Genomic DNA, 23784 nt, shown 5'->3' on the forward strand with positions numbered 1-23784 from the left:
GGGTCAACATTGTGTTGGCTCCGCTTATTTAATTTTAATTTGGTCGTGCGGTGTTAGTAGCACCTACGTAGCATGAGACCCGTAATTAAAGGTCTTATATGCCTTGAAGATAACTTACTAAATCAGGTATTACATGAGTCAATCTCATAATGCATTTTCTTAATCAAGTCAGAAATGTAGAATATTTAAAGTAATCTTTTAATATTTGGTGATTTAAAATCTACTGATGATGTTGAAAACCTAGCTCGCTTGCCGCAGGCAATGCTGAAGCCTTGCCCACGGCAAGCGAGTAGATTTTTTACAATCAGCCTTACTATAAATATTCAACAGTCAAAAAAGGGGCTCCATCAGGGTTGTAGTTTAACAACCTTTCGGGAGACCCTCTTGTATTATTCTATCCTGCATTTAACACTTTAAATTGAGATTTTACCAACCCGTAATATTCGCCTCGTTGATCCATCAGTTCTTGATGGTTGCCTTGCTCTAAAATGTTTCCTTGCTCTAACACAATAATGTTATCCGCTTCTCGGATCGTCGATAATCGGTGAGCAATCATGACCGCCGTTCGACCATGAAGTAGTTTTTTCAGTGCACGTTGAATGAGCTGTTCTGTCTCCGTATCAATCGAAGCCGTCGCTTCATCTAAAATAAGAATTTTAGGATCAGCCAACAGTGCTCGTGCGAAGGAGATCAGCTGTCTCTCCCCTACAGAAAGAACATTTCCTCGTTCTTCTACTTCTGTTTCATACCCGTTGCTTAATTGAGAAATAAATTTATCCGCACCCACTGTTTTCGCTGCTTCAATAATCTCTTCTTCCGTCGCATCAGGACGCCCAAATCGGATATTATCCATGATTGTTCCGGAAAAAATAAACGTATCTTGCAACACAATGCTTACTTTTTCTCGTAAACTATCCAACCGAATATCTCTTAAATCATGACCATCAAGCAAAACTCGGCCTTTCGTAGGATCATAGAAACGGCTGATTAAGTTGACGATCGTTGTTTTCCCACTGCCAGTATGACCCACTAAGGCGACTGTTTGACCTTCTTTCATTTCTAAATTTATCTTATTTAGAGCTGTACGATCACTATCATAAGCAAACTCTACATCCTCAAATTGGATTCTTCCATAAACCTCTTTAAGTTTTTTCGCGCCTTGCTTCTCAGGAACAGACGGCTGCTCGTCAAGAAATTCAAAGATTCGTTCTGATGACGCCATCCCTACTAGCAATTGGTTATACACTTGGCCTAGACGAGAAATCGGTTCCCAGAACATTCCGATGTAAAGAGAGAAGGCAAAAAATTCCCCGATCGAAAGAGCTTCGATTTGAATTAAATGAACCCCATACCATAAGAGGACAGCTGTCCCGATCGCGCCACTCATTTCAACTAACGGGCGGAACATAGCACTTTTTTGTGTGGCATTTCTCCACGCTTCAAAGTTTGTTTCATTCATTTGATTAAAGAAGCCAATGTTTTGTTTTTCTTGCGTGTAGGATTGCGTTACACGAATCCCCTGAATACTCTCGTTCAAATGAGAGTTAATCATGGATTGTTTAATACGAACATCTTGCCATGAACGTCTAATATTTCGTCTTAGCTTTGTTGAAATAAAGAACATCAAAGGTAATACGATCAAGATCGCAAGGGTAAGCTCTGGACTAATGATAAACAACATAACGATAATACCTATGAGCATAATCACGTCCATTAATAAGTTAATTACCCCGTTCGTAAACAAGTCTTGTAAACTATTAACGTCATTCGTGATCCTTACAAGAATGGAACCTGCTGACCTCTGATCAAAAAATCGATGAGACAGGCGCTGAATATGATTAAACAACGCTTTTCTTAAGTCAAAAATAACAAGTTGCCCCAACTTATTCATAAACCGGATTCTTAACGTGTTCCCAATCCATGAAATCACATAGAGACCCGTGATCACCACTACCATGAGAGCAAGGAAATTTACATCTCCTGAATCCATGATATGATCCAAAGCATAACTACCAATTAATATAGGGGCGATAAGTCTAACCGCCGTTGATAATAGCATACCTAAAATAGCAATCGGCAAGATATTTTTAGCGTAAGGCTTCATGTAACCAAATAATCTGGTCATCTGCATCCAGTTAAATGGTTTTTCAATGGCCTGATCTAAGGAGTAATGAAACCTTTTTAACGTTCGTGAATCGGTTTGTTTTTGTTGCTCGTCTTCTGTTAACGTTTCTTCTTTTTCCGGCATAACCTCACCCCCTTATTTCGCTTCTTCTAAAAACTGTTTTCTGTCTTGGAATTGAATATCATAAATACGGCGATAAGGCCCTTCACTTGAACGAAGCAATTCTTCATGGGTACCTCTTTCCACAATTTCTCCATCTTCCAACACGATAATTTCATCAGCATGCATGAGTGATGAAATACGATGAGCAATGATAAACGTGGTACGGCCTTGCATGACTTCTCGGAACGCTGCTTGAATCTTGGCTTCCGTTTCCATGTCTACAGCACTCGTAGCATCATCTAAAATAAGAATACTTGGATTAATACAAATCGCTCTGGCAATGGCAATCCTTTGTTTTTGACCGCCAGATAATCCGCCTCCACGCTCACCTAACACGGTGTCATACCCCTTAGGTAAACCCATGATGAATTCGTGCGCATCGGCACGTTTCGCAGCATCGATAATATGCTCTAAAGTGGCTTCTGGGGCCCCATAAGAGATATTATCTTTCACAGAAGATGAGAACAAGAAAGATTCTTGTAAAACAACCCCGGTATTTTTTCTGATTGTTTTCAACGTGTAATCGGTAATTTCTCTTCCGTCGATCGTAATCTTCCCCCGGTCAGGCTCATAAAACCTTGAGATCAACTGGGTGATTGATGTTTTACCAGATCCAGTGGCTCCGATCAATCCAATCGTCTTACCAGGCTTCGCTTCAAATGAGATATTCTTCAGTGCTAAATCTTCTTCTTCGTCGTAACTGTGACTCACATTCTCAAATACGACGTGACCATCTAGATAATCCTTTCCGATGGCATTAGGCTTATCGAATATGTCTTCTTTTTCGTCGAGTACCTGCAAGATTCTTTCCCCTGAAGCTTTTGACTGAGAGAAAGTATTCACGATGAACCCTAAGTTCATGAGTGGGTTAATAATAAACCAAATTAAACTAAAGAATGCGACTAACACCCCTGGTTGAATGGAGCCGTTTATAACTAACCAACCACCATATCCTAACAAGACCACGACACATATATGTCCGATCAATTCCATAAACGGAAAATACCGCGACCATATATTCGCCGTGTGAATGAATTTGTCTTTATAGTCTGTGTTTTTTTCGTCAAATCTGCCCATCTCAAATCCTTCTTTAGAGAGAGATTTCACGGTGTTCATTCCACTGATGTTCTCTTGAACTTTCGTCGTCATACCGGCAAATGATTTACGAATACTCGTAAATGCTGGATGGACTTTTTGGTCAAATTTATATACTGTGACGATTAGAAACGGCATGGCAGCCAACGTGACTATGGCTAAGGAAGGGCTGTAATAAAACATAATCCCCATACTTAACCCGACTAGCATCGTTAAATTGATGAGTTGGGCAAAACCAAAGGATAAAAAGAAACGAAACCCTTCAACATCTGCTGTCAAACGGGACATAAGGTCGCCTGTTCTCGCGTTGTCGTAGTAGCGAAAAGGCAAGAATTGAAGTTTTCGATAGAGAGCATTTCGTAATTCATAAACCGATTGAATTCCGAATAAATCTCCTAGATATTGATGGTAGTATACAGCGACTGCTTTTAATAACGTGATTAATAAAAAGCCGATCGCCACATAAGGAACTAAACCGAAGTTTCCATCTAACACCACATGGTCAATTGTCACTTGTAAAATAATTGGATATGCTACAGTAAATCCGGTCACTGCTAATAAAAAAATAATGGACAAAAAGAAATACCGTTTATAAGGCCAGTAAAATTCTTTTAAACGTTTAAATGTGTCCATCTTCCCACCTCCTTTAAAATCTGAAAATCTTTCCGCTCTTTAATCACCGACTATTTAGGACTCCCTAACAATAAAAATGAAAGCAGTAGATCTAATATATCGGTTTCCGAAATAAATTTCTATACGTCAATAGACTTGAATTTATCCAAATAGGCTGAATATTCTTCATTAAGTAGCCGTTAACTGGTTTTTCTTTACAATTACACGAATTTTCGCTACCTCTCTCCTTTCAACAACCTTATGCCGAGGACTGTTCGTTCATTTTAAAAAATACTTAAAAAACGCCTAGATCACAGTTGATCTAAGCGTAATGTTATTTATTTTCTTTTGCAACGAAAGGAACTTCCTTTTCATTTTTGAATACAGCCGATCGATTTCAAACAAATTCTTTAAGCGTCCTCTCGTTCTTTCTGGATTTCTTTAGTACTTCTAACAGTATCGATTGGACGAACTGATTTTTCTATTTGAGCTCGCTTAGATTCCAAGAAGGGAGGTAAGGATAATTTTTCACCAAGAGTCTCATATGGCTCATCTCCCATAAATCCTGGACCGTCGGTAGCAAATTCAAATAAAATTTGTGGGGCTACTCTCGCATATAAGGACTTAAAGAAGAACCGATCCACAAATCCAGAAGTTTGAAATCCGAAACTTCTCAACCTCTCATCCCAGTGGTCAAGGACAGCTCGGTCTTCAATACGAAAGGCTGCATGGTGAACCGTTCCGAAACCTTGTTGAGCTGGAGGTAGCACTGTATTGTGCTCAACTATAACTTGAGCCCCATTTCCTCCTTCTCCTACTTCAAATAAATGAGTTGATCCGTCAGCATCCATTTCCTTGAATTCCAATACTTTTTCCAGCACTTCTTTCAAATAGTCGAACTTTTCAATGCGAATAAACAATGGTCCTAACCCTGTAATGGCAAACTCATTAGGGATCGGTCCCTTTTCCCAAGGTGTACCTGATTCCACTCCTTCGTTGTTTTCATCTGATATCAATTGATAGTGCTGATCATCAAAATCAACGAAAGAAAGCGTTTTTCTAGCAAACTGCTCTTTGATGCCTGTGTGGCTAACATCTAAACGGTCAAACCGCTTCACCCAATAATCCAATGCAGCATCAGTTGGGACGCGGAAAGAAGTTTTTGAAATTTCATTCGTCCCGTGGGTACCTTTAGGGATGCCAGGAAAGTCGAAGAACGTCATATCTGTCCCAGGGCTTCCTTTATCATCTGCAAAGAAAAGGTGATAGGTTTGAATATCATCTTGGTTGACCGTCTTCTTTACTAATCTCATGCCTAAAACATAAGTAAAAAATTCATAATTTTTCTCCGCGCTGCTGGTAATAGCTGTTACGTGATGTAGGCCTTTTAATCCATTCATGTTTATTCCTCCTGATTTGAATGTACGATTTGTTATTATGAGTGCCATCTCTTTCTTTTATAACTTTTTTATATCCATTTATAATTCTTTCTATATTGATACTAACATTTATTTTATAACAGTTCAAATGTTATATACTATATTTTTGTAAGTTAATGAAGTTAGTATTTATTAAATTGAGTTATCTATGAAGATCGTGGCGTTTTATCGGTAGATTTAAGAGAGCGAGAAATGAAAAGTGGTCGAGTGAATCGTTTTATCGGTAGAAAAATAAGGTGCGCTCGGGTAAAGCAGCCGATAAACGTAGTTATCGGTAGATTTGGGAGAGCGAGCAGCGAAAAGTGGTCGATAATTCATTTTATCGGTAGAAAAATAAGGTGCGCTCGGGTAAAGCAGCCGATAAACGTAATTACCCTTGATGAGGGAATAACAAAAAAGGATAAACAGAAGAATTCCCCTGTTTAACCTTTAGTAAATGTAATCAGTCAGCATGTCCTCATAAAAAGACGTCGTAAATTCTTTTAGTTGAAAAAACCGCTGAACTTTTCTTATTCATTTTTCTCTGCGATATTATCAAAACAAAAAGGCTTTAAAGGTTCGTTACTAGTTAGCAAGCCAGTTCTCTGGGTCTTGACGCCACTTCTCAAGGAGTGAAACGTCAGCTGGTTGGATCACTCCTTTGTTAGCAGCGATTGATAATAGCTCCGAATAGGAAGTTAACGATTTAATCGTATACCCTGATGATTTCTCTGCTTCTTCCGCATGAGGAAGTCCGTATGTGAAGATGGAGCAAATTCCAAGAACTTTTCCACCTGAAGCTTCTACAGACTTTGCCGCTTCGATAGACGAGCCGCCAGTGGAAATAAGATCTTCAATGACGAGAACCTTTTTGCCTTCTTCCAAAATCCCTTCAATTCGATTTTGCTTTCCGTGGCCTTTGGATGAAGAACGAACATAAATCATCGGTAAGTCTAACTGATCTGCAATCCAAGCGGCGTGAGGAATCCCTGCTGTTGCTGTACCCGCTAGCACTTCTACTTCTGGAAACTCTTTTTTTATGTAAGAAACAAAATGGGCTATAAACTGTTTTCGTTGTTCTGGATAAGACATGATTAATCGATTGTCACAATAAATCGGTGACTTGATCCCAGAACTCCAAGTAAAAGGATTCTCTGGTCTTAACGTGACAGCGCCTATGGATAATAAAAGTTCTGCTACTTCCGTTTGCTGGTTCATAATTATTGCCTCCACTCCCGTAAATATTCTTCATAAGCGACCTTTGGTTGGTCAGCTCGCGTAATTCCTCTTCCCACAACAATGGCTTGACTGCCTAATTCTCTCGCTTTAGCAGGCGTAACTACACGCGCCTGATCATCTGTCGCATCTTGAAGTCGTCGAATCCCTGGTGTGACAGTGATAAAGGAATCTGAGAAATACTCTTGAATCATTGGCACCTCTAGAGCTGAACAGACGACTCCGTCTAATGTTGCACTATTCACTTGTTGACATAAATGAACTACATGCTCCTGTAAAGGGGTGTGAATATCCATCTCTTTGGATAACATCTCAGGCGTTGTACTCGTTAGTTGTGTCACCGCAATACAAGTGGGCATTTCCTTCCCCATAGGTGTTCCTGCTTCCAGACCTTCCTTTGCGGCCGCCATCATGTTGACACCACCTAAGGCATGGACATTGACTAAATCGATCTCTAGACTTGCTAGCTGTTTCATGGCCCGTTTCACTGTTGTGGGAATATCGTGAAGCTTCAGGTCGAGAAAAATTTCATGACCTAGTTGCTTAAGGTGGTAAACAAATTCAGGTCCTTCTCGGTAAAACAATTCCATTCCTATTTTTATGAATAGTTTTTCCTTTGGAAATTGTGAAAGAAAAGCGTCCACTTCTTTTTTCGTGGCAAAGTCTAGTGCCACGATGAGGTTACGTTCTCGCATGATCGCCAGCTCCTTCCAACAATGGAGTTAATATCTTCAATGCCCAGCTCATCCATTCGTTGAGATAATTCCTTGATCAGATTTGGACAGGCAAATGGATCAACAAAGTTTGCCGTTCCTATAGCTACCGCACTGGCACCAGCCATAAGAAATTCTAAAATGTCATCGGCGCAATGAATGCCACCCATACCGATGATCGGGATCTTCACTACTTGACTCACATCATGAATCATTCGAATGGCTACCGGTTTGATTGCTGGACCTGATAAGCCCCCTGTTTTATTAGCAATGACCGGTCGGCCTGTTTTAATATCGATCTTCATTCCTACTAATGTATTAATCATGCTGAGACCATCGGCTCCAGCTTGTTCAACGGCTTTCGCCATACCGACAATATCAGAGACATTGGGCGAGAGCTTTACATAGACAGGGACATTAGAAACAGCTTTTACTTTTCTCGTTAATTCTGCAGCAATTTCAGGATCGCTGCCAAATTGAATTCCGCCTACTTTGACATTGGGACACGAAATATTTAACTCGATCGCTGACACATTTTTAATCGAGGAGAGTTGCTTAGAGACGTGGATATAATCTTCCATCACATTCCCAGCTACATTGACAATGACAGGGATATCGAATTTTTCCAACCAAGGGAGCTCATGCTTCGTCACATGGTCAAGCCCCGGGTTTTGCAGTCCTATGGCATTTAGCATTCCGCCATCCACTTCTGCAACCCTTGGTGTTGGATTTCCGGGCCGTTCGTCGGTCGTCACAGCCTTTACAGTAATGGCTCCTAATTCGTTCAAATCGTAAAACCTTCCATATTCTTGACCAAATCCAAAACACCCGGAGGCTGGCATAACAGGATTTTTCATTGATAACCCTGGCAATACCACTCGTAAGTTCTTCATATGATCACCTCCCCTGCGATAAATACTGGACCATCACTGCAAGCTTTTCGATACTTCTTACCTTCTCCAATGTGATCTTCTGCCACATCGCACACACACGCGAGACAAGCTCCCACTCCGCAGCCCATTCGTTCTTCTAGCGATACGTACCCTTCAGATTTAGCACTTAGTTGAACAGCCCGTAGCATCGGGGTTGGACCGCACGTATAATAAGTCTGGTATGGAACGTCCAACTGAGCCATCCCATCGGTCACATATCCCTTCAATCCTCTAGAACCATCCTCGGTCGTTACCGTCACTTGACCAAGTTTTTTGAACTCTTCTTCAAGAAAAACGTCTTTTTCCGAGCGGAAGCCGAGAATAATCTGTAAGTCTATTCCTTTAGCCGCCAACTTTTTCGCTAAATAATAGAGAGGAGGGACACCTACTCCCCCTCCGACTAACAGGGCGGTTTCACCACGTTCCATATGGTCTGTTGGAAAGCCTTCTCCTAGCGGTCCAAGAACATTGACCGTGTCAGACACTTTCTTTTCGGACAGTTGTTTCGTCCCTTTACCTTCTGTACGATATATGATCTTCAGCTCTTGAGAACCCGCATCCACATCGCAAATACTGATGGGCCGGCGAAGTAGGGGATCGATTCCGTCCGCTACTTTTAAATGAATAAATTGCCCTGGGCTATCCATGTGTGATACGGAGTTTCCCGTTAACTTCATCATGAAAATGTTATCTGCAATTTGCTTTTGCTCTGTGATGAGAAGATCTTCTACGATCATACGAGCACTTCCTTTTTTCGTTTTCCAGCTTTACCAACTGGATCTGCTGAAAAAGTAAATAGTTCAAGAACTTTCAAGAGCGCTTCGGCTGTATCCATGGAAGTGAGACAGACGATGCCATGCTCAACCGCTTCACGTCGAATGCGGAAGCCGTCTCGTGCAGGCTGTTTCCCTTTCGTCAACGTGTTCACAATAAATTGAGCTTTTCCTTCTTTGATCACATCGAGCATATCTGGACGATCTCCGCCGATTTTTGAAATGACGGTGACTGGAATGCCTTCTTCTCTAATTCTTTCCGCTGTCCCTTCCGTTGCTAAAAGGTGGTAGCCGATTTGGTGGAAGCGGTTCGCTAACACCATCGCTTCTTCTTTATCTTTGTCTGCTAAAGTAAACAAGACAGAACCGTGAGTCGGTATTTTCATTCCAGATGCAATCAAACCTTTATAGAGCGCTTTTTCCAATGAGTAATCTCTTCCCATTACTTCGCCGGTGGATTTCATTTCAGGTCCGAGAGTAATGTCCACACTTCTGAGCTTGGCAAAGGAGAACACAGGTACTTTTACTGAAACCAAGTCTGGCTCTGGTAAACAGCCCGTTTCAAAGCCTTGTTCTTTTAATGAGTGTCCTAAAATCGCTTTCGTCGCGATATTGGCCATATTCACCTCAGTAATTTTACTCAAAAAGGGAACCGTTCTGCTTGACCGTGGATTTACTTCGATCACATAAGCTTCGTCTTTGTGAAGGACAAACTGAATATTCATCAACCCTTTGATGTTAAAGCCTTTCGCCAACCGGATCGTATAGTCTATAATTTGCTGTTTTAACCGATCCGTAATGTTTTGCGTAGGATACACGGCAATGGAATCCCCTGAATGGACGCCTGCCCGTTCAATATGTTCCATTACTCCTGGAATGACGACCGTCTCTCCATCGGAAATAGCGTCCACTTCAATTTCTTTCCCTGTTAAATAGCGATCGATTAAGACAGGATGTTTTTCATTTACTCTTACTGCCCGCTCCATGTACCGAAGCAAGTCTTCGTTATTATAAACGATTTCCATCGCTCGCCCTCCAAGAACGTAAGACGGTCTAACGAGGACAGGATACCCAATTCTTTCAGCAATTTTCAATGCCCCTTCCACCGAAGTGGCTGTTTTACCGAGCGGTTGGGGAATGTCTAACTCCATTAATTTTTGCTCAAATTTGTCGCGATTTTCCGCTGCATCCATGTCTTCTAAACTAGTCCCTAGCAAAGTCACGCCCCGTTCAGCTAATTCATCGGCTAGATTCAGCGCCGTCTGACCACCGAATTGAACAATCACTCCTTCAGGCTTTTCATGGTTAATGACGTGCATCACATCTTCTACCGTTAACGGTTCGAAATAAAGTTTATCGGAAATTTCAAAGTCCGTTGACACGGTTTCAGGATTATTGTTAATAATAATCGCTTCGTAACCTGATTCTTGGATCGCCTTCACTGTATGGACAGTAGCATAATCAAATTCGATCCCTTGACCGATTCGGATCGGCCCTGAGCCGAGCACGACAACAGATGGCTTATCTGTAATCCTTGATTCTTGCTCTTCTTCATATGTCCCGTAATAATAAGGCGTCTCAGAAGCAAATTCTGCAGCACATGTATCAACCATTTTAAAAACTGGGGTGATATTGTTGTCACGCAAGTAAGTTTCTACTTCACCTATCGAGCGTCCAGAAAGCTCAGCGACCGTTTCATTTGAAAAGCCCATTCTCTTTACTTGATAGATCAAGTCGTACGTGAGTCCATGCTCATTTACTTCCTTTTCATACTTAATCAATTTTTCAATATGGAACAGAAAGTAACGATCGATTTTCGTTAAGTCATGGATGTCTTCCATGGAAAAACCTACTCGGAAAGCTTCAGCCACATAAAGAATTCGTTCATCGTCCGCATGAGACAATCGCCACTCCAGATCTTCTTTCGTAAATTCTGTTTTCTTTGGGTGTTGTAAGTGAGTCAAGTCCACTTCGGTAGATCTGATCGCTTTTAACAAGGACTCGGGAAACGAACGGCCAATGGCCATTACTTCACCTGTGGCTTTCATTTGTGTCCCAAGCGTGCGATTCGCTGCATCGAATTTATCAAATGGCCAGCGAGGGATTTTCGTGACGATATAGTCTAACGCTGGTTCGAAACTGGCATACGTCGTCTTCGTCACAGGATTAATACACTCATCAAGGTGATAGCCAACCGCAATTTTCGCTGACAGTTTAGCAATTGGGTAGCCTGTTGCTTTCGATGCTAAGGCTGATGAACGACTGACCCGTGGGTTTACCTCGATGATAAAATATTGCTCACTATGAGGATCGAGGGCACATTGGACGTTACAGCCTCCTTCGATTTCAAGAGCTCTGATAATTTTCAATGATGAGTTTCGTAAAATTTGATACTCCCGATCTGATAGTGTCTGACTTGGAGCGACGACAATGGAGTCTCCTGTATGAATGCCTACAGGGTCAACATTTTCCATGTTACAGACGACAATCGCTTGATCATTGGCATCTCGCATCACTTCATATTCCACTTCTTTGAAACCGGCAATGCTTTTCTCGATCAAGCATTGATGAACAGGGCTTGCTTCTAATCCACTAGCTACAATCTCGTGCAGTTGCTTTTCATTATAGACCAAGCCACCGCCTGTTCCTCCAAGGGTATAAGCAGGTCTTACGATCACCGGGTAGCCGATTCGGTTAACGAAAGCTTCTCCTTCTGCTAAAGAATGAATAATATCACTTTCTGGAACGGGTTCATTCAGTTCATTCATGAGTGTACGGAATTTTTCCCGGTCTTCCGCTTGTTGGATCGCATGCAAAGTTGTCCCAAGAAGGGTGACGTTATATTCTTCTAAGATGCCACTTTCGGATAGTTCCATCGCCATATTAAGTCCCGTTTGTCCTCCTAATGTAGCTAACAAACCATCAGGACGTTCTTGGCGGATAATTCTGCTTACAAATTCTTTTGTTAACGGTTCAATGTATACGCGATCGGCTGTCGTTTCATCGGTCATAATTGTCGCCGGATTAGAATTGACTAAGATTACTTCATAGCCTTCTTCCATTAATGTTTGGCAAGCTTGTGTGCCGGCATAATCAAATTCGGCTGCTTGTCCGATGACAATGGGTCCAGAACCGATGACGAGGATTTTTTTAATATCATGACGTTTAGGCATAGGTTTTCCCTCCTGTTTGCGCATTGCTTTTAACTATTTGTTTGAATTCTTTAAATAACCCTTTCGCATCTTCAGGTCCAGGGGACGCTTCTGGGTGATACTGGACGCTAAAGGCTGGATATTCTTTATGACTGACGCCTTCCACAGATTGATCATTCACATTGATGTGCGTGAGTTCTAAATTTGTGCCTTCTAATGAATGAAGGTCTACCGTGTATCCATGATTTTGTGAAGTAATGGCAATTTGTCCTGTTCTCAGATCCTTTACCGGATGATTACTACCGCGGTGACCGAATTTCATTCTTACCGTTTTTGCGCCACATGCTAATGAAAGAAGCTGGTGACCTAAACAAATTCCGAAAATAGGCGTCTTTCCAAGTAATCCCTTTACCGTCTCAATCGCTTGAGGGATATCCATCGGGTCTCCTGGTCCATTGCTTAATACGACTCCATCAGGTTGAAGATCAATAATGTCTTGTGCCGTCATAGAGTATGGAACGACGAGGACTTCATAGCCTTCAGATACCAGGTCTTTCACAATTCCTTTTTTCACTCCGTAATCGACTAAAACAATACGCTCTTTGTTTCCAGGGTTCATGTATCGATTCTTAGTAGATACTCGGGAAACTTGGTCAGAAGGAAATCGTGTCGCTTGTAACTCTTCAACAATTGCTTGGATATCTACATCCATCGTGCAAATTTTCCCTCTAAGAGTACCTGTGTTACGAATCATCCGTGTCAGCTTTCTCGTATCAATCCCTTGTATCCCAGGGATGTCTTCTTTTTTAAGCCATTCATCAATAGAGAGCTGGGAGCGAAAGTGACTTGGATACTCTGCCGCTTCCCTTACAATCAACCCGTGTATACTTGGGTCCACACTCTCAAAATCATCCCGATTCACTCCGTAGTTTCCGATTAGAGGGTAGGTCATCGTTACAATTTGACCGCAGTAAGATGGGTCAGAAAGGATCTCTTGGTACCCTGTCATCCCTGTATTAAAAACCACCTCGCCTGTACTTTCTCGTTCACTGCCAATGGCTTGTCCGATCAGTTGCTCTCCGTTTTCTAAAATAAGTTGTCGTTTCATTTCGCTTCCTCCTCTGCGTTTTCCTGCCATGCGATGTTTCCTTGGTAAACGGTCATTGTCGGCCAAGCTTGAAGGGATGAACCACCGAACGGTGTATTCTTTCCTTTTGAATAAAAAGTGTTTGGATCGACATTCATCTGTTTCGTTCGGTCTATGATCGTGAAATCGGCAAGACCACCTTTTTCAAGCTTTCCATACGGTAAACGAAAAGCTTCTGCAGGTTTCTCTGTTAACCAGTCGATTAGCTGTTTTTCCGTCATGACACCCTCTTTTACTAGGTGAGTGTAAAGAAGTGGGTAGGCAATTTCCAAACCGACTATGCCAAATGGCGCCTCCACCATAGGCAACTGCTTCTCCTCTAGTGTGTGAGGGGCATGGTCAGTAGCAATGAAATCTAACGTTCCATCTAACAGGCCTTCTATTAATGCTTGACGGTCGTCTTCCCCTCTAAGAGGAGGGTTCATCTTATAGTTGGCATCGTCCCCTGGAATGTTGTCCTCGGATAGAATTAAATGGTGAGGAGTCACCTCTGCTGTTACATGGATACCTGCTCTTTTAGCGTCGCGAATGACTCGGACCGATTCCTTCGTACTTACATGACAAACATGATAATGAGCGCCTGTGGCTTCAGCTAGAAGTACATCTCTGGCAATATGAACCGATTCGGTTACAGAGAGAATGCCTGGAATATTTGTTTTTTCCGAAAACGCTCCTTTATGTACCGCTCCCCCATATAACAATGAATTGTCTTCACAATGAGCGACGACGGGCTTTCCTGTTTTCGCAGCTTGTTGCATCGCTTCGTACATTTTTCCCGCTTCCTGAACTCCCACGCCGTCATCTGTGAAAGCAAAGGCGCCGTGATCGGCTAGCTGTTTCATATCTGTGATCGTTTGACCTAATTGTCGTTCTGTAATCGCTGCATAAGGAAGGACACGAACCGATCCTTTTTCTTCCATTCGCTGACGAATCATCTCGAAATTCTCCAAACGATCGGGAACAGGTCTTGTATTTGGCATCGCTGCGATGGTCGTAAATCCACCTCGTGCGGCTGCTAACGTTCCCGTTTGAATCGTTTCTTTCTTCTCTCCGCCCGGCTCGCGAAGGTGAACATGTAAATCGACCATTCCTGGGATGAGTAACTGCTCTTTCACATCAATCACTTTATCAACGGCTTCTTCGTTTATGGGCGTAGAAGAGATCTCTACTACTGTTCCCTTCACTGAATCAACGAGTAGGTGTTGCACCTCTAAAGCATGATCTTGATTGTACATCGAAGCATTTTTATATAACGTCATCATATCGTTTTTCCCCCTTGAGATTTAATACGTGTGCTAATACTGCTTTCCTTACGTGCACGCCATTTTTCATTTGTTTAAAAATTCTAGAACGAGCACACTCAACGAGTTCATCAGCGATTTCTACATCTCTATTGATCGGAGCCGGGTGCATGATAATACTGTGTTTTTTCATCTGTTTTTCTCTCGCTACTGTTAACCCGTATTGTTTATGGTACGTTTCTTTCGTATATCCCCCTTGGCCGTCATGTCTTTCATTTTGTATTCTTAGAAGCATAAGGACATCTGCTTGTTCTACCGCTTCATCCATCGTTAAGTATTGATCTTCTTTCAAATCAGGATCCATCCATTCTAAAGGGCCAGAGTAGGAAACTTTCGCTCCTAATTTTTCGAGGATTTGTCCATTCGTATGAGCCACTCGACTATGACGAATATCTCCGCATATGACCACATGGAGAGATTCGAACCGTTGAAACTCTTGTTTAATCGTTAATAAATCTAATAAAGATTGCGTTGGATGATCCCCTGCTCCGTCGCCTGCATTGATCACCGGAATCGTTAACCCATCTAATTGTTGAAAGTATTTCTTTTCCGGGTGTCTAATGATAAGAGCTTGGCAACCGAGTGCTTCCATCGTCTTTGCGGTATCGTAAAGAGATTCCCCTTTTTGCACACTGGAATGAGACACGTCAAAGGAAATAATGTCGATCCCTAATTGTTTTTCCGCCATTTCAAAACTGCATTTCGTTCTCGTGCTCGGCTCATAAAACATATTCGCCACAATCGGCTGCTCTGTTTTTTTCCAGTAGGAACTTTTCGCGTCCTTGTCTGCTTTCGTAAGCAACGTTTGAAGTTCAGGGAGTGTTAAATCGTTCAATGTTCGCAGTTGTCTCATACAATCCTCTCCTTCTTTTTAGTAGAAGACTCGGGGCAATTTATGTGCAAAAAGGCACCCTTGTCTATACAAGGGTGCCCGAAAGGAGTATACTTCTCTCCTCTACGAAAGCCACCCTTTGAAGTCTCTCTGTACTTCGTTAAAGGATGATACTATGCTACGTCTTCATCTTTCTTATCTGAACTCATATCGTGGAACATTTCATCGCTTGACTTTACTCGGTCTCTGCCAGGTAAAATCAAGTTTAAGAAGATCCCGATGATAGTAGCTAACGCCATTCCTGCAATTTCAATCGTATCCGTTACTTCAATGATCGCTCCACCAATCCCTACAACGAGAATGACTGAAGCAATAATTAGATTCCGCTTCTTTCCGATGTCTACTTGATTATCAATAAGCATTCTCAAACCATTCGAAGCGATAATCCCGAATAACAAGATGGAAACGCCCCCCATGACAGCTGTTGGAATGGTTGTAATAAGAGCTGAAACCTTCCCGATAAAACCGAAGAAGATCGCAAAGACCGCCGCTCCCCCGATGACAAATACGCTGAAGACTCTTGTTAGGGCCACAACGCCAATATTCTCGCCATACGTGGTATTTGGAGGACCACCTAGAAATGAACTAATCACAGTCGCCAAACCATCTCCGAAAAGGGACCGATGAAGCCCTGGTTTCTTAATGAAATTTCTTTCAGCAACTTTACTTAATACCATTTGGTCACCGATATGTTCTGACAAAGTAACGAATGCAATCGGGACCATGATGAAGATAATTTCCCATGAAAAACTAGGTGAATACGTCACAAAAGGCACAAGAAATTCTGGAGCTTGGATCCAGTTTGCTTCCCGAACAGCTGAAAAATCTACGAGACCTTGAAAAGCAGCGAAACTATATCCACCGACGATTCCGATCAAAATCGGTACAAGTCCAAAGAACCCTCGGAAGAAAATCGACGCGATAATCGTTAACACTAATGTAAACATGGCTACTGAAAAATGAAGTCCGCTATATGCCTCTGTCGCTGGATCATTCATAGCCATATCAATCGCCACTCCAGCTAGTCCAAGACCTATGACCATAATGACCGGTCCTACCACAATCGGTGGTAATAATCTTATGAGCCACTGAACGCCCGTCGCACGAATAATGATTGCTACAATACCGTAGACTAGACCTGCAAAGAAGCTTCCGATCATGGCACCTTCTGGTCCGCCTATGGAGATGGCGGCGATAATCGGCATAATAAACGCGAACGATGAACCTAAGTAGGCGGGAATCTTTCCTTTCGTTACGACGATGTAAGCTAACGTTCCCAACCCGCTTGAAACAAGGGCGACAGCAGGGCTTAAACCCGTTAGCAATGGGACTAATATGGTTGCACCAAACATGGCAAACAAATGCTGAATACTTAATACGATCCATTTATCTAATCTTGGTCTCTCTTCAATTTGTATCGTTTCCTGGCTCATGACTTATTCCTCCTTAAATAATTCCGTGATTCTATACAAAAAACCTCTTTCCAGGCGAAAGAGGTTATTCGTCCCTCTATGGCAAAGTACACAAATCGGCACTCCGAACATAAAGAGGAGGAATATACCCCTTTTCAGCCTCTCAGGACTGGGTTAAAGGGAGGTTTTTTGAGTGATCATAACTTCTTCTTCTCCATCTACTTCTTTCAATTTAGCTTCCACGACTTCAGATTTCGATGTGGGCACATTTTTACCGATGAAATCCGGTCGAATGGGTAATTCCCTGTGACCTCTGTCGATTAAAACAGCTAATTGTATTTGTGCAGGTCGACCTAAATCGATGATCGCATCTAATGCCGCTCGGACCGTTCGGCCTGTGTAAAGGACATCATCTACAAGAATCACTTTTTTATCTTTCACTTGTACTTGAATATCAGTCCCTTTTAATTCAGGCTGCTGATCTTTTGTTTTGTGCGTTAAGTCATCCCTATATAGAGTGATGTCCACTTCACCGATGTCGATCTTTTCACCTTCAATCTCTTCTATTCTCTCGGCTAATCGTTGGGCGATGAAGACCCCTCTTGTTTTAATTCCTACAAGGACACAATCTGAGACTCCTTTGTTTCTTTCAATAATTTCATGGGCTATTCGAGTAAGTGCCCTGCGGATGGCTTGTTCATCTAAAATGATTTTTGACATTTGGCCCACCTCTTTTCTTTTACTAGTCCCTGCCTTGACGAGCAAGGTAGTGTTTTTTTATGTTTGCAATAAAAAACCCTCCCGCAGTAGAAGCGAGAGGGTGATGAGATAGATTCAATAACCATCCTAAAGAATATAGAGATATTCTCTAACATGTCGTCTATTTACCTTCTCAGCCTCTCTGGACTGCAGTTAAAGGAAACTGTTAAGTTGTCTTCAGTTATTATTTCATGCAATAGGTAGCAAGTCAATAGTTAAATCTGTTTGACAGCTTTCAAACATGCTTTTAAATCTTCTGGGAGTGGCGCTCTGAAAATCATCTCTTCACCGGTCCGGGGATGAACAAATCCAAGGAGCTCTGCATGCAAAGCTTGACCTACGATTGGAAAGTCGTGCTTCTTTCTTGGACCGTACTTAGGGTCTCCTACAATGGGAAACCCGATATACTTCATGTGAGCACGAATTTGATGTGTTCTCCCTGTTTCAAGTTCACAAGCTACATGGGTGTGACGCTCAAATCTTTCAATCACTTGAAAATGAGTGACAGCATCTCTTGAGTGATGTTCTGTTACGGTCATTTTCTGGCGGTCTTCAGGATCTCGTCCTATTGGAGCATCGATCGTTCCTTTATCGTGAGGAATGACACCAGATACCAATGCTTCGTAACGGCGCTTTGTGGATTTATTTTTTAATTGGTCGACGAGCGATTCGTGGGCCTTGTCATTTTTAGCGACCATAATGAGACCTGACGTGTCCTTATCAATCCGGTGGACGATTCCTGGTCGTACGACGCCATTAATGCCTGACAGATCGTCACAATGAGCCATTAAACCATTCACAAGCGTTCCAGACGGATGTCCAGGGGCGGGGTGAACGACCATTCCTCTAGGTTTGTTTACGACAAGGACATCTTTGTCTTCATAAACAACATCTAGATTCAGATCCTCTGCTTCTACTTCTAACTCTTGCACTTCCGGTTCTTCAATAACCACTTCATCGTCTAGGCGAATCTTGTAATTGCTTTTAGTCTCGACGCCATTTACTTTCACGTGACCATCTTGAATCCATTGTTGCACGTGACTTCTTGACCAATCTTCGGACTGCTCCGTAATCCATTTATCAATGCGTTTACCTTTTTCTTCTGATACAAACTTATGTGATTTCATTTTTATGACTTCCCTTGCTTTTTTTCTTCTTTAAATACGTGAATCATTAACATAATTACCCCTACAACTAATGCTGAATCAGCCACATTGAAAATGGGAAAGTTGTAAGCAAAAATATAGACGTCGATAAAATCAACAACGGCCCCTTCAAGTATACGATCGATGAAATTTCCGATCGCTCCTCCTAATACAAGCCCTAGAGAAACGCCAAACCAAGGTTCGCCCTTTGTATATTTCTGAATGTAATAAGTCACCACACCGATGACCACGACCGTAGCGATAAAAAACAACCATAGTTGTCCTTGTAAAATACCAAATGCAGCTCCGGCATTTCGATGTGAAGTTAAATACAATACATTTTCAATGAGTGGAATACTTTCTCGTAATTCCATATATTCAACGACAAGCCATTTAGTAAATTGATCTAAAATGATGACTGCAACAGCAATGAAATAATAAACCAAAACTTCTTTCCCCCATTCCACCTGTTTATGTACCCTTATGCATTTTAGCACAATGGAGGTCATCAGACAATTGAAAATACCAGTATCTTCTTTATCATGTGCTTGCTTCCGGAGGACCTCAGAACAAAATATCTTCTTTCAATTGCTTGGTTAGTCATTTTTGTTACGAGCTTGATTTTTTATTAAAATGACAAAAGTCCTTTTTTAAGAGGGGGTCAGTCATCATGAGGTTCGCTTGAAAGTAGCTAACTTGCGAATTTCACTACGTTTACGGTTTGATCATTGTCTCAACGTCGCCAACTCGGGAGTTTAGCTACGTTTGCGGCTTGGTAATTCCTTCGTGAACAGATCACCTCAATCGAACCTCTTCATTCTTGTCTTATTTATTCTTCTTGTCTTTCCTCAATATAATGTTCATACTGTTTATTTCTGTGAAATGTGACACGATCCGAGCCTTCAAACCCATTCATTCCTGTAGACAAAAACCCTTCCAACTCTTCTGTGTACCCTGTAGATTCATCATCTGGAGACGTATCTTCATCCATGTAATTACTGTAATAGCCCTGTCCCATTTCATTCATAGCTGCTTCTTCGACGGGGCGATCATTTGGCACACTCCTCGTCCTCTCTTCTTCTAGCACAACGGTCGTCGCTGTTGGTTGCGCAATTAGTCGTTCATAAGGAATGGATTGTCCTGTCTTTTCACAGATGCCATACGTTCCTTTTTCCATTTTATTTAAGGCGATCTCTATTTCTTGCAGGTGTTTCTCCCACTGTTTACGAATAGCCATATCTTTTTCTCGATCATATAATTCTGTCGCTTCATCGGCTGGATGATTATCAACGTGAGAAAGCTCACCAGGGTCATTCATTTTATCAGACGTATACGTCGCCTCTTGCTCGATTTGTTTTAAAATATCTTGTTTATCTTTTTCTAATTGTTTTTTCAAATCTTCATACATGTTCATAACTCCCTTCAAATATGGTCTCTCTTGTATCGTGCCAACAATGATCTTTTTCCATACGTCTGAAAGAGAGTCCACACTAACTACAGCTGACCCAAAACCGGATACAGAACGGTCTATGGACTACAGAGCATTTCAAACCGGCTACAGCGCCATCCAAACTGGATACAGCCCACCTCAAACCGAATACAAAACGGTCTAGGACTACAGCACCTCTCAAACCGGCTACAGCACCATCCAAACTGGATACAGCTCACCTCAAACCGAATACAAAACCATCCAAACTGACTACAACCAAAGCAAAAAAAAGATGCCTGATCAAACAGGCACCTTTCAATATATCCTTAGTTAGCGTAATGATTCACGACCGTATCCGTACAATCTGGACATAGACCTGGGTGTTCTGAATCTGATCCTAATTCAGTTGAAACGACCCAACAACGTTCACAAGTTTCCCCTTCAGCACGGTGAATAGCCACTGTTAAATCTTCATATGCTTTTGCTTCTTGAGAAGCTTCTGCTCGACTTCCAGCAACAGTCGCACCAGAGGTAATGAACAACTTCTTCAAGTCCTCAATTGATTCTAGTAGCTCTCGATCTTTACCATCTGCATAAACAGTGACATGAGCGTGGAGAGTTTTCTTGATTCCTTGATCGTTCCTGGCATCTTCTAATGCTTTTAATACATCATCTCGTAGAACCATGAAACGATCCCATTTTTGACAAAGAGTTGTTACATCGCCAAATGTTTTCACTTCAGGCATATCTGTTAGTTGTACACTATCTTCTTGCACCGCTGGAATGTGTTTCCACACTTCATCCGCTGTGTGAGAAAGAATAGGTGAAACTAACGTCACAAGATTCTTAAGTGTTTCATACATGACCGTTTGAATCCGACGTCGATCGATGTGATCAGCGTGTTTGATGTATAGCGTGTCTTTCGCGATATCCATATAAAAAGAACTTAATTCAATCGTACAGAAATTATGGACTTTGTTATAGACAGCAGCAAATTGGTACTCTTCGTACCCTTTTTTCACATCACGTACTAGATCATTCAGCTTTACCAGCATGTATTGGTCAACTTCTGAAAGATTATCATAAGAAACAGCATGAACGTTAGGGTCGAAGTCATGCAAATTCCCGAGAAGGAAACGGAACGTGTTGCGAATCTTACGGTACACTTCGGCCACTTGCTTCAGTATATCATCGGAAACTCTTACATCTGCTTGATAGTCTACAGAAGCTACCCATAATCGTAAAATGTCCGCTCCCAATTGTTTCATGACTTTATTTGGAATGACGACATTTCCGACTGATTTACTCATTTTCTTCCCTTTTCCATCTAGGGTAAATCCGTGACTGACTACGGCTTTGTAAGGTGCTTTACCTGTAACAGCTACAGATGTGGAAAGGGATGAATTAAACCATCCTCGGTATTGGTCAGACCCTTCAAGATAAACATCAGCAGGTCGAACAAGATCATCCCGTTCTTCTAACACGGCTTGGTGAGAAGATCCAGAGTCAAACCATACGTCCATAATATCCGTTTCTTTTGTAAACGTGCCTTTCGGACTTTGCTCTGAAGTGAAGCCCTCTGGAAGAAGATCTTTCGTATCCCACTCGAACCAAATATTTGACCCGTGTTCGCGGAACAGCTTGGATACGTGGTTGATTGTTTCATCATTGATAATCGGTTGACCATCTTCTCCATAGAAAACAGGGATCGGAACGCCCCAAGCTCTTTGACGGGAAATACACCAGTCACCACGGTCACGGACCATGTTATAAAGTCTAGTTTCTCCCCACTTTGGTAGCCATTCTACTGCTTCAATTTCTCTTAGAAGATCTTCTCTGAAATCTTTAATGGATGCAAACCATTGCGCTGTCGCTCGGAAAATGACAGGTTTCTTTGTACGCCAATCATGAGGATACGAGTGAGTCATGAACGTCAATTTAACAAGCGCCCCTGCTTCCTCAAGCTTTTCGGTGATTGGTTTATTGGCAGCGTCGTAGAATTGTCCTTCAAACATCGGCGCTTCATCTGTAAATACCCCTTTGTCATCCACGGGACATAAAACATCTAGACCGTACTGTTGGCCGACAATGTAGTCATCTTCCCCGTGTCCAGGAGCAGTGTGTACGCAACCAGTACCTGCTTCAAGGGTGACATGGTCACCGAGAATTACAAGTGACTCTCTGTCATACAACGGATGTTTCGCTTTTGTATTCTCTAGTTCTGCACCTTTAAACGTTGAAACCACTTCATGACTTGCCCATTCGAATTCTTCCACTAATTGATTGAGAAGTTCTTTTGCGACAATGTATTTTGTTCCTTCCACTTTCACGACTGCATACGTCAACTCAGGATGGAGGGCGATCGCCAAATTGGCAGGAATCGTCCACGGTGTTGTTGTCCAGATGACAAATTTCTCGTCCCCTTCTAAAACACCTTTGCCGTCTGTTACATCAAATGCCACGTAAATAGATGGTGACCGCTTATCGTGATACTCAATTTCTGCCTCAGCTAAAGCAGATTCAGATGATGGCGACCAGTAGACCGGCTTTTTCCCTTTGTAAATGTAGCCTTTTTTAGCCATATCCCCAAACACTTTAATTTGTTGAGCCTCATAGTCATGAGTCAAGGTCACATATGGGTTATCCCAATCTCCTCGAACACCTAGACGTTTAAATTGTTCTCGTTGGCTGTCGATTTGACCTAAAGCATATTCCTCACACTTTTGTCTGAATTCAGCAATCGATAATTTTTTTCGGTCTACTTTCCCTTTTTTCGTCAAGGCTGTTTCGATCGGCAGTCCGTGAGTATCCCACCCTGGAACATATGGGGCGTTAAATCCACTCATGGATTTATAACGAACAATGAAATCCTTTAGGATTTTATTGAGAGCGTGACCCATGTGAATATCGCCGTTGGCATATGGAGGTCCATCATGCAAGATAAATAATGGGCGATCTTTTGTTCGTTCTTGCACCTTTTCATAAATCTTCATGTCTTCCCATTGCGTTTGCATGTCAGGTTCGCGATTCGGAAGATTTCCTCGCATTGGAAACTCTGTTTTAGGCATTAATAACGTTTCTTTGTAATCCATTTTATTTCCTCCTGTTATTTGGTTTCTTTTCATAAAATCATGTCTCCGTTTGTGAGGTAAAGAGACCCTCTTATTCGAAAGAGCAATAGTTCCTTTTCTAAAAATAAAAAAATCCCTCTCATCCACATAGGGACGAGAAGGAAAAACCCGCGGTACCACCCTTATAAGCACCGTCTTTATTCGTATAAATAACAAATGCTCACTCAGCATGATTTATCGGTCATGAACCGGCATGTTTTACTTGAAAAGGATCCCTTTTCTTTCAATATGCAGCTCGAGGGAGATATTCAAAATAGCTGGACACCGGTCTCACACCATCACCGGTTCGCTTTGGTCACACATCTATTTCTACTGACCCTGTCAACGCCTTTTCCATTTATTGTCGCCTA

General features: G+C 42.0%; 18 protein-coding genes and 1 other annotated feature. Of the genes, 1 reads left to right on the forward strand and 17 read right to left on the reverse strand.

Features of this window, described 5'->3' with window-relative positions:
- Positions 1–394: 394 nt before the first annotated feature.
- The 16 genes from CR194_RS08415 to CR194_RS08495 all read right to left on the reverse strand — a co-directional run bounded on the left by CR194_RS08415 (position 395) and on the right by CR194_RS08495 (position 20282).
- Positions 395–2248 carry an ABC transporter ATP-binding protein gene (locus tag CR194_RS08415; RefSeq protein ID WP_110609238.1) on the reverse strand — a complete coding sequence of 618 codons (1854 nt, stop codon included), beginning with the start codon at positions 2246–2248 and terminating at the stop codon, positions 395–397.
- A 12-nt stretch (positions 2249–2260) separates the two neighbouring features.
- The gene (locus CR194_RS08420; protein WP_110609239.1) at positions 2261–4015 is read right to left on the reverse strand and encodes an ABC transporter ATP-binding protein; all 1755 of its coding nucleotides are present in this window, start codon (positions 4013–4015) and stop codon (positions 2261–2263) included.
- Between the two features lie 389 nt (positions 4016–4404).
- Complete coding sequence (locus CR194_RS08425) at positions 4405–5394, reverse strand: ring-cleaving dioxygenase (protein ID WP_110609240.1); 990 nt, start codon at positions 5392–5394, stop codon at positions 4405–4407.
- Positions 5395–5997: 603 nt separating this feature from the next.
- Positions 5998–6630 carry an orotate phosphoribosyltransferase gene (gene pyrE, locus CR194_RS08435; RefSeq protein ID WP_110609242.1) on the reverse strand — a complete coding sequence of 211 codons (633 nt, stop codon included), beginning with the start codon at positions 6628–6630 and terminating at the stop codon, positions 5998–6000.
- Between the two features lie 2 nt (positions 6631–6632).
- Positions 6633–7343 (reverse strand): orotidine-5'-phosphate decarboxylase, encoded by a 711-nt coding sequence (gene pyrF, locus CR194_RS08440; protein ID WP_110609243.1) that lies wholly within the window; start codon positions 7341–7343, stop codon positions 6633–6635.
- Complete coding sequence (locus tag CR194_RS08445; protein ID WP_110609244.1) at positions 7313–8254, reverse strand: dihydroorotate dehydrogenase; 942 nt, start codon at positions 8252–8254, stop codon at positions 7313–7315. The genes pyrF and CR194_RS08445 overlap by 31 nt, the downstream gene beginning before the upstream one ends.
- Complete coding sequence (locus tag CR194_RS08450; protein ID WP_110609245.1) at positions 8251–9030, reverse strand: dihydroorotate dehydrogenase electron transfer subunit; 780 nt, start codon at positions 9028–9030, stop codon at positions 8251–8253. Before CR194_RS08450 ends, CR194_RS08445 begins: the two co-directional genes overlap by 4 nt.
- Positions 9027–12239, reverse strand: a complete 3213-nt coding sequence (carB, locus tag CR194_RS08455) for a carbamoyl-phosphate synthase large subunit (RefSeq protein ID WP_110609246.1) — start codon at positions 12237–12239, stop codon at positions 9027–9029. The genes CR194_RS08450 and carB overlap by 4 nt, the downstream gene beginning before the upstream one ends.
- Positions 12232–13326 carry a glutamine-hydrolyzing carbamoyl-phosphate synthase small subunit gene (gene carA / locus CR194_RS08460; protein WP_110609247.1) on the reverse strand — a complete coding sequence of 365 codons (1095 nt, stop codon included), beginning with the start codon at positions 13324–13326 and terminating at the stop codon, positions 12232–12234. The genes carB and carA overlap by 8 nt, the downstream gene beginning before the upstream one ends.
- A complete protein-coding gene (locus tag CR194_RS08465; protein ID WP_110609248.1) occupies positions 13323–14627 on the reverse strand; it encodes a dihydroorotase in 1305 nt (434 codons plus the stop codon). The genes carA and CR194_RS08465 overlap by 4 nt, the downstream gene beginning before the upstream one ends.
- The gene (locus CR194_RS08470) at positions 14611–15519 is read right to left on the reverse strand and encodes an aspartate carbamoyltransferase catalytic subunit (protein WP_110609249.1); all 909 of its coding nucleotides are present in this window, start codon (positions 15517–15519) and stop codon (positions 14611–14613) included. The genes CR194_RS08465 and CR194_RS08470 overlap by 17 nt, the downstream gene beginning before the upstream one ends.
- 152 nt (positions 15520–15671) lie before the next feature.
- Positions 15672–16991, reverse strand: a complete 1320-nt coding sequence (gene uraA / locus CR194_RS08475; RefSeq protein WP_110609250.1) for a uracil permease — start codon at positions 16989–16991, stop codon at positions 15672–15674.
- Between the two features lie 153 nt (positions 16992–17144).
- On the reverse strand, positions 17145–17735 hold the full coding sequence (gene pyrR / locus CR194_RS08480) for a bifunctional pyr operon transcriptional regulator/uracil phosphoribosyltransferase PyrR (protein WP_269845706.1): 591 nt from the start codon (positions 17733–17735) through the stop codon (positions 17145–17147).
- A gap of 209 nt (positions 17736–17944) precedes the next feature.
- Complete coding sequence (locus CR194_RS08485; RefSeq protein ID WP_110609251.1) at positions 17945–18856, reverse strand: RluA family pseudouridine synthase; 912 nt, start codon at positions 18854–18856, stop codon at positions 17945–17947.
- 2 nt (positions 18857–18858) lie between these two features.
- Positions 18859–19320: a signal peptidase II gene (lspA, locus tag CR194_RS08490; RefSeq protein ID WP_110609947.1), complete on the reverse strand. Its 462-nt coding sequence runs from the start codon at positions 19318–19320 to the stop codon at positions 18859–18861.
- A 383-nt stretch (positions 19321–19703) separates the two neighbouring features.
- Positions 19704–20282: a TraR/DksA C4-type zinc finger protein gene (locus CR194_RS08495; RefSeq protein WP_233254284.1), complete on the reverse strand. Its 579-nt coding sequence runs from the start codon at positions 20280–20282 to the stop codon at positions 19704–19706.
- Positions 20283–20319: 37 nt separating this feature from the next.
- Between CR194_RS08495 and CR194_RS20250 the strand changes: the two genes are divergently transcribed.
- Positions 20320–20487 carry a hypothetical protein gene (locus CR194_RS20250; RefSeq protein ID WP_158282209.1) on the forward strand — a complete coding sequence of 56 codons (168 nt, stop codon included), beginning with the start codon at positions 20320–20322 and terminating at the stop codon, positions 20485–20487.
- A 142-nt stretch (positions 20488–20629) separates the two neighbouring features.
- Here CR194_RS20250 and ileS read toward each other — a convergent pair whose 3' ends face one another.
- Entirely contained in the window at positions 20630–23395 is a 2766-nt protein-coding gene (ileS, locus tag CR194_RS08500; RefSeq protein ID WP_110609252.1) for an isoleucine--tRNA ligase, read from the reverse strand.
- A gap of 125 nt (positions 23396–23520) precedes the next feature.
- Positions 23521–23768, reverse strand: a binding site (T-box leader).
- Between the last annotated feature and the right edge of the window lie 16 nt (positions 23769–23784).

This window comes from Salipaludibacillus keqinensis, assembly GCF_003226325.1.
GTDB lineage: Bacteria > Bacillota > Bacilli > Bacillales > Salisediminibacteriaceae > Salipaludibacillus > Salipaludibacillus keqinensis.

Bases quoted from the DNA above. Each gene is read 5' to 3' on its own strand.
- CR194_RS08415 (WP_110609238.1), bottom strand. From the start codon at position 2,248: ATGCCGGAAAAAGAAGAAACGTTAACAGAAGACGAGCAACAAAAACAA.
- CR194_RS08420 (WP_110609239.1), bottom strand. From the start codon at position 4,015: ATGGACACATTTAAACGTTTAAAAGAATTTTACTGGCCTTATAAACGG.
- CR194_RS08425 (WP_110609240.1), bottom strand. From the start codon at position 5,394: ATGAATGGATTAAAAGGCCTACATCACGTAACAGCTATTACCAGCAGC.
- pyrE (WP_110609242.1), bottom strand. From the start codon at position 6,630: ATGAACCAGCAAACGGAAGTAGCAGAACTTTTATTATCCATAGGCGCT.
- pyrF (WP_110609243.1), bottom strand. From the start codon at position 7,343: ATGCGAGAACGTAACCTCATCGTGGCACTAGACTTTGCCACGAAAAAA.
- CR194_RS08445 (WP_110609244.1), bottom strand. From the start codon at position 8,254: ATGAAGAACTTACGAGTGGTATTGCCAGGGTTATCAATGAAAAATCCT.
- CR194_RS08450 (WP_110609245.1), bottom strand. From the start codon at position 9,030: ATGATCGTAGAAGATCTTCTCATCACAGAGCAAAAGCAAATTGCAGAT.
- carB (WP_110609246.1), bottom strand. From the start codon at position 12,239: ATGCCTAAACGTCATGATATTAAAAAAATCCTCGTCATCGGTTCTGGA.
- carA (WP_110609247.1), bottom strand. From the start codon at position 13,326: ATGAAACGACAACTTATTTTAGAAAACGGAGAGCAACTGATCGGACAA.
- CR194_RS08465 (WP_110609248.1), bottom strand. From the start codon at position 14,627: ATGATGACGTTATATAAAAATGCTTCGATGTACAATCAAGATCATGCT.
- CR194_RS08470 (WP_110609249.1), bottom strand. From the start codon at position 15,519: ATGAGACAACTGCGAACATTGAACGATTTAACACTCCCTGAACTTCAA.
- uraA (WP_110609250.1), bottom strand. From the start codon at position 16,991: ATGAGCCAGGAAACGATACAAATTGAAGAGAGACCAAGATTAGATAAA.
- CR194_RS08485 (WP_110609251.1), bottom strand. From the start codon at position 18,856: ATGAAATCACATAAGTTTGTATCAGAAGAAAAAGGTAAACGCATTGAT.
- CR194_RS08495 (WP_233254284.1), bottom strand. From the start codon at position 20,282: ATGTATGAAGATTTGAAAAAACAATTAGAAAAAGATAAACAAGATATT.
- ileS (WP_110609252.1), bottom strand. From the start codon at position 23,395: ATGGATTACAAAGAAACGTTATTAATGCCTAAAACAGAGTTTCCAATG.